This is a genomic window from Desulfobulbaceae bacterium, assembly GCA_015231515.1.
GTDB lineage: Bacteria > Desulfobacterota > Desulfobulbia > Desulfobulbales > VMSU01 > JADGBM01.
Genome location: JADGBM010000137.1, coordinates 1 through 6,422, shown reverse-complemented (window position 1 = coordinate 6,422; position 6,422 = coordinate 1). Strand labels below are relative to the sequence as shown.

Genomic DNA, 6,422 nt, shown 5'->3' with positions numbered 1-6,422 from the left:
CAGTTGGGTTTGCACCATGCTGCGCCGGGCATCGAGCCATGCGTTTTCTTCCGCCAGCGGCGCTTCCACCGCTCCGGTCATGAAACACATAGCTATCGCAAGGGACCAAATTTTCACAACGCCTCCAGAACCATCGCCGCAGCCGGAACCGGGGGAACATTTGAGGTCAAACATTTCAAGTCAGCCTTGCAGCGGCCCTTGAATTCAGTCAACTTATCGATCAGATTTAGCAAAACGGCATTGATGGATATCTTATCCGGTATGATCATTTTGCACTCTCCCATTCGTAATGGTACCTGGGAATTCCCATAAAGCAAGTTGTTTTCATCCGCAAAAAACCCGACTCCAGAAAAGAGGACGACCCGCAGTTGCTACGGAGCAAGTATCTAGGGTCATATCTAGGGTCAGGTTCAATATGTAAACATTATTACTTCTACAACTATTCCCGGTGTGAGCCGATTTGAGTAAATTTATTCATTTTTCACTAATAAACAAAGGTGAAGTGACTACTTGGTGTATTTTAATCTCAAGGATTCCATTGAGTCAACGTCAAAAAGCATAAACATACCTCTAATGCCTTCCCATAGGGCACGCTTACTTTTTCTATGTTGCCATACGGCATTAAAGAGAGCACAGCACAGTTGCAAAGCCTGGTCGACCAGAAAAGCCAGCATAGAGATAAACGGATAAACGGGGACAGACCACGATCGGATAAACGGGGACAGACCACGATTATCCAGAGAATCATATTTGGGCATGTTTTCTGTCAAACGATAATTTCACATTGCATCTTGCATCGGCGGCAAAAAACGTGGTCTGTCCCCAATTGTTCTCCAATTGTTCGGTTTGAAAAAACGTGGTCTGTCCCCAATTGTTACCAAAAAACGTGGTCTGTCCCCAATTGTTACCCAATTGTTACCAATTGTTACCAATTGTTACACCAATTGTTACACCCAATTGTTACAATTGTTATGCTTGGTGAAATTTACGATGCGGTGCGCAAATGGACCATATTTGCCGAAAAGGCGGGGCTAAACGAAGAGAAAGTTTTAGAGATTAGCCGTTATCATCGCCTTGACATTGCTGTTTGACAATGGAGACAGGGCTGGCGATAAAAATTACAGCAATTTCAAACTTTTCAGTTCTGCAATTAAGGCCTTACGCATCTGAGTCAACATCTCAACAACATTTCCAGCTGCATAATCCCAATAAGTCCAGGGAAGCGTCTGGAATTTTCCACCTTGGAACAGAAGGGTAACCTCCGAAAAGATCCCCTCTTTCAGGTAAATCCGGTGAGTAAAATTCTTACCAGTTGCAAGAATAAAATTCTCAACCGTCAAAAATCCTGGATCAATATTGCACTGCCTAGTGCCATCCGGTCGGCTAAACCGTAACTCAAGGGCATTGGTCAGCAGTTTAATTGGGGCAAGCTGTGCCCTTGGTTGTAATTTTTCAAAGCTTATAAAAATCCTGCTTAGCCTCTCACCCATTTCCTGCTCATAATAGTCGGTTTGAGTAAAGAGGCTAACCGAACTCACAAAATTTACTTTGCCAAACTCCTGCTCCAGCGCTGCACAAATAACATCAATAAAACTATCACTACAGCCAGTACCCTGGGTAGCAAAAATGATTGAGACAACAAGCCTGGCCGGTGTCGGCTCCTGCGGAATACTCATTCTTCACCCCCCAGACACCTTTTACCCTGACGAAGATCATTCTCTTCAAGAATGGCCAATAACATACCACTTAGTTGATGAGCCCCCAAACCACCCCAGTCAGGGGCTACGAGAAGGTCCCGGTCACTCGAACTCCACAACCGGTGTATCACTGTTGATTTTGGCAGATACGTTATGAGATCAGCCAGAATCTCCATATATTCATATGCGGAATAGACCTTAAAGGGACTTTCTGAATAGATTTTCTCTAAGGCTGTGTTACGAATAATCTGTAGATGATGAAATTTGACAGCATCGACTCCTACCCCTACAACCAGTTCCAAAGTTGCACGCATTTCGGCAAGAGATTCGTGCGGCAACCCAAGAATTAAATGCACCCCAAGCTGAAACGCTGGGAACTGTTTAATCTTCTCTGAGGCCCCGACAAAATCTTCATAGGTATGATTACGGTTCAAAAACTGAAGTGTCCTATTATGCGACGTTTGCAGACCAAGTTCAAAAAGTATCTCTTTGTCACCTAAAGCCTGCATTGAAACACGCCTGTACAGTTCATGAAGGAATGAATATTCAACATAATCTGGCCTTGTGCTTATGATCAAGCCCACACATTCCGGATCAGACAGAACCAACAAGCAGTCTTCAACAACTCCTTTTTCCGGTGCTGCAGTTGTCGTCTCCTGCTGAAAATACCCTAAATATCGCTTGAATTTACGGGTGTTAAGATCTTTTTTCCCTTTAACCAACTGCTCCCGGACAGAGTCTCCTTCTTCCAGGTAAAACGGTGTAAAGCTGGCCGCAGAGCAGTAAACACAGCCGCCCGACTGCCGATTCGGACATGCAACGCCAACACTCAAGGCAATCTTACCTATCGGTTTGCCGTACTTTGCTTTATAGTAGCAGCTAAATAGATTCAGCCGGGCCTGAACTCTCTCATTGATATCCATAAATTACTATTATGCTCCAATCAACCCTTACTGCATTAAAAATTATTGCGATCGCCTACGTGCTCTGTGCAACTTTTCTGTACTTTGCCCAAGACGCCTTACTGTTTTTCCCTCAGCCATTGCCTGCCTCCCGGAATATCGGCTTACAGCCATACGAACTTTCAATTAATCGAAACGGGATCACCCTAAAAGGCTGGCTGCAAAAAGAGCAGATCAGCCAGACAAAACCGCTCATTATTTACTATGGCGGCAATGCCGAAGAGGTTTCCAGCTTAGCAGCAGAATCACACCTGTATAGCGGAGCAGGAGGAACCCTCTTCATGAATTACCGTGGCTACGGCGCAAGCCAAGGAAAACCCTCCCAAAAAGCCTTGTTTGATGATGCTCTTTTCATCCTCGACACGATAGCGGCCCGAGAGAAAATCCCAATGGACAATATTGTTCTGCTTGGGCGAAGCTTAGGCAGTGCTATCGCTGTTCACGTTGCTGACAAACGAGCCGTTCGCGCTGTTATTCTCGTTACCGCTTTCGACAGTATCCTCAATGTTGCCCAAAAGCGCTACCCAATCTTTCCGATCCGTTTATTGCTTAAACATCCATTTAATTCAGAAATACTTGCCCCGAACATCAACAAACCATTGTTGAGTATAGTTGCCGACAATGACGAAATAATCCCCAAACAACATGCCTTAAACCTTGCCAATAAATGGCAGGGGCCTGTCACAAATGTCACCATCAAAAATGCCAAACACAATGACATTGACAACTTCCCTGAATACTGGCAAACCATAAATATCTTTATCGCTAAAGTGAGCAAATAAACAGTGCCAGGACTCCCACATTACATCGTTTATACTGATGGCGCCTGTTCCCCAAACCCGGGCCCCGGTGGGTGGGGTGCCGTAATCATTGACCCCGACCAGCAGGTTCAAAAGCTTTCCGGCAGTGTACCGCACACTACCAACAATCGAATGGAGCTCTTCGCCGCCATAGAAGCCCTAAAGCATCTCCCGGGAAAATGCTCCGCCACAGTCTACTCTGACTCACAATATTTGCAAAAAGGGATCACAAAGTGGCTTGAGAAGTGGCTGAAATCGGACTGGCAGACCATGGCTGGCAGTGACGTTCAAAACAAAGATTTATGGAAGGAACTCACAAAATCCGCCCAAAAACATTCAATCGATTGGCAGTGGGTCAAAGGACATGCCGACAACGATTTCAATAACCTGGCCGATGAACTCGCCAGAAATGCAGTCCCCCGAGAAGCACTGCCACTATTGGACAACAACGCTATCCATCTGTACACTGCAGTTGCACACTCAATAAAACTTAACAGAGGCAGTTGGGCCGTCATTCTTCGCTACCGGGACAAGAAAAAACTGTTATGCAGCACTGTAGCACAAACAACCTCGAATCGAATGCATATCCATGGCGCCCTTGCCGGTTTAGCAGCCATTCGCCATGCCCTGCCTATCAATGTCTATACGTTTTCCGGCTATCTGCGAGATGGACTGTCGAGGTGGATTAGTCAGTGGGAACAACACGATTGGACTACCCGAGAAGGAACGCCAGTCAAGCACGATGACTTATGGAAACAACTACATTCCTTTAATCAACGATATAAAATTAACTGCTATCTCGCCGACAAGTCTTATCCCCCCTGTGAAGTGCAGGAAGCAAAAATTATCGCTCAGGAGTTGTTAGTTGATAATGAAATGTAAATTGCGGATTACTTGTATTATTTCAAATGGAACATTTACATATTGTTCGAAATGATAACGTTGCGCGTATAGGCCTTATTCGGCAAGCCGAATATCTTCATGATACCCTTCGGGTATAGACCCTATGGAGAAAATTTTTACCTGGCAACTCACGTGGGCAAACTATAGCGAACAGTTCGAAATGATAACGTTGCGCGTATAGGGTCTAAAAATCCTCAAACTCCTGGTCATCAATGCTGTCGGCGAGCTGTTTTGAAACTGACGGCTGGAGCTTTTTGGGCGGTAACGATTTTTGTACCTTCACGGCAGGCTTATGTGCAGCAGATGCGGTCCGCCCCACCCGGCTGACCGGCAGGCTTTGCTTTGATATCTGTACTTCTTTTTTCTTGGCACCAACAAGCCGAATAAGCTCATCGACAGCTCCCCGCATCGCATCAGCTTGAGATTTGAGTTCACCCGAGGCAGCGGCAGTCTCTTCGGCGTTGGCTGCATTTTCCTGTGTGACATGGTCAATCTCAGAAACAGCTGAATTAATCTGCGAGAACCCCATCTCCTGTTCCTTTGAAGCGGTTGCGATTTCACTAATCAAAGTTCCGATTTTCGAAGTCGCACTGGAGGCCACATAAAAGGAATCACTGGTTTCTGTAAGCAACTTGGAGCCCGTATTCACCTTTTGAACTGTTCCATCAATGAGACCCGAAGTATTCTTTGCGGCTTCCGCCGCCCGCAGAGCAAGATTTCTGACCTCATCGGCAACTACTGCAAAACCAGCACCAGCCTCACCTGCCCGCGCCGCCTCAACGGCAGCATTTAAGGCAAGTAAATTTGTCTGGAAAGCTATCTCATCAATAGTTTTTACAATTTTCTGAGTCTCAGAACTCGCAGCGGAAATTTCAGCCATTGAATCAGTCAACTTGGCCATTGAAACTTCAGCCTCTTTGATAACGGAGGTAGCCTCCTGCATCAAATGGTCGGCTTGCGCTGCATTATCGGCGTTTTGCCGCGTCATTGACGACATTTCTTCAAGTGACGCCGAACTTTCTTCCAATGCAGCGGCTTGCCTGGAGGCGCCATCGGAAACGGTTTGACTTGACGAATCAATTTGAGCCGCTGCAGCAGCAACCTCGTCAGCACCAACAGACATTTTTGACGAAATGCTTCCAAGCACACTGACAATTCCCCTTGAGGTGAAAAATGCCATCAACAATCCAACGATTACCGCGACAAGTGACAAGAGCCTATTTGCCATTTGAGAACCAGCCGCCGCACTGAGCATCTGATCCTCTCCCATTATTGCCCCTTTGGCTATTTCTCGAATAGTATGAAGTTTTTCCTTCACTTCATGGAGAGCAGGAATTAACTCCTTGGCATATACGACATTTGCCTCGTGCATACCCTGCAACTCATGTTCAGCCTCTTTTTTCAAGTCCTTAAGGATGTTAAGTGTTTCATCCAATCTTGGTGAAGTCTCGGAGCGGAACACCGCAACAGCAGCGTCAAAATCACCTTCGGATAATAGCGTATTAATCGTAATTGCCGATTCATGCATCACATTATGGCTGGCGGGGATTGCATCCCACAGCTTTTTAAAATCACCATCGCCATTGTCATAGGCCTTTTTGGCCTGATCACTGCCCAACCAAACACCTAATATACATTTGTTCGCATCGGTTTGAACCTTCTCAAGTGTGGTGCTTTGGTTTATAATTGCGTCCCTGATTCGACTTGCCCATTGCAGATGTGCAGCCTCTACTTCTGCCAGTTTTGTTGGCAGATTTGCATCGGCAGGCACATAAACGTCTTTACTCAACTTTCCGGGTTGATTTAAATGGTTGAAAAAACGTAAGTACTCTTGCCTAGCCGTCTACCCGTTTGGATAAGCTCAATTGCAACACCCATTATTGCATCAATCATGGCGGCAATAACGCTTTCGGCAAATTCGCCTGAAGAGCGGACAGCATCAAGAGCAAGTGCCAATAATCTCTGGAGCGCCTCAATCAGCGAGAGGTCTTTGATCTCCTCGCTGCAGGCAAAAAATAAACCGCCAATGGTTTTCGGATCATCATGACAACGCTGCTCAA

Annotated in this window: 8 protein-coding genes; 2 read left to right on the top strand and 6 right to left on the bottom strand. The window is 45.9% G+C overall.

Translation table 11 applies throughout. The features are described 5' to 3' along the window. Window positions 1-113: 113 nt before the first annotated feature. From HQK80_14570 to HQK80_14555, 4 genes are all read right to left on the bottom strand, one after another. Entirely contained in the window at window positions 114-269 is a 156-nt protein-coding gene (locus tag HQK80_14570) for a hypothetical protein (GenBank protein ID MBF0223423.1), read from the bottom strand. A 237-nt stretch (window positions 270-506) separates the two neighbouring features. After that, window positions 507-758 carry a hypothetical protein gene (locus HQK80_14565; GenBank protein ID MBF0223422.1) on the bottom strand — a complete coding sequence of 84 codons (252 nt, stop codon included), beginning with the start codon at window positions 756-758 and terminating at the stop codon, window positions 507-509. Between the two features lie 360 nt (window positions 759-1,118). Continuing rightward, window positions 1,119-1,676 carry a DUF4416 family protein gene (locus HQK80_14560; GenBank protein MBF0223421.1) on the bottom strand — a complete coding sequence of 186 codons (558 nt, stop codon included), beginning with the start codon at window positions 1,674-1,676 and terminating at the stop codon, window positions 1,119-1,121. Continuing rightward, a complete protein-coding gene (locus HQK80_14555; GenBank protein MBF0223420.1) occupies window positions 1,673-2,620 on the bottom strand; it encodes a TIGR01212 family radical SAM protein in 948 nt (315 codons plus the stop codon). The genes HQK80_14560 and HQK80_14555 overlap by 4 nt, the downstream gene beginning before the upstream one ends. A gap of 11 nt (window positions 2,621-2,631) precedes the next feature. Here HQK80_14555 and HQK80_14550 point away from each other — a divergent pair, with 11 nt between their 5' ends. Together HQK80_14550 and rnhA are read left to right on the top strand one after the other, a co-directional pair. Then, the gene (locus tag HQK80_14550; protein MBF0223419.1) at window positions 2,632-3,441 is read left to right on the top strand and encodes an alpha/beta hydrolase; all 810 of its coding nucleotides are present in this window, start codon (window positions 2,632-2,634) and stop codon (window positions 3,439-3,441) included. Window positions 3,442-3,444: 3 nt separating this feature from the next. Continuing rightward, entirely contained in the window at window positions 3,445-4,341 is an 897-nt protein-coding gene (rnhA, locus tag HQK80_14545) for a ribonuclease HI (protein MBF0223418.1), read from the top strand. Between the two features lie 205 nt (window positions 4,342-4,546). Here rnhA and HQK80_14540 read toward each other — a convergent pair whose 3' ends face one another. Both HQK80_14540 and HQK80_14535 read right to left on the bottom strand, forming a co-directional pair. Then, window positions 4,547-6,151, bottom strand: a complete 1,605-nt coding sequence (locus HQK80_14540; GenBank protein ID MBF0223417.1) for a CZB domain-containing protein — start codon at window positions 6,149-6,151, stop codon at window positions 4,547-4,549. 14 nt (window positions 6,152-6,165) lie between these two features. Beyond that, the coding region (locus HQK80_14535) for an IS4 family transposase (protein MBF0223416.1) at window positions 6,166-6,422 on the bottom strand (257 nt) is incomplete at its 5' end.

Coding starts and splice junctions, on each gene's coding strand:
- HQK80_14570 (MBF0223423.1), bottom strand. CDS start 269: ATGATCATACCGGATAAGATATCCATCAATGCCGTTTTGCTAAATCTG.
- HQK80_14565 (MBF0223422.1), bottom strand. CDS start 758: ATGCCCAAATATGATTCTCTGGATAATCGTGGTCTGTCCCCGTTTATC.
- HQK80_14560 (MBF0223421.1), bottom strand. CDS start 1,676: ATGAGTATTCCGCAGGAGCCGACACCGGCCAGGCTTGTTGTCTCAATC.
- HQK80_14555 (MBF0223420.1), bottom strand. CDS start 2,620: ATGGATATCAATGAGAGAGTTCAGGCCCGGCTGAATCTATTTAGCTGC.
- HQK80_14550 (MBF0223419.1), top strand. CDS start 2,632: ATGCTCCAATCAACCCTTACTGCATTAAAAATTATTGCGATCGCCTAC.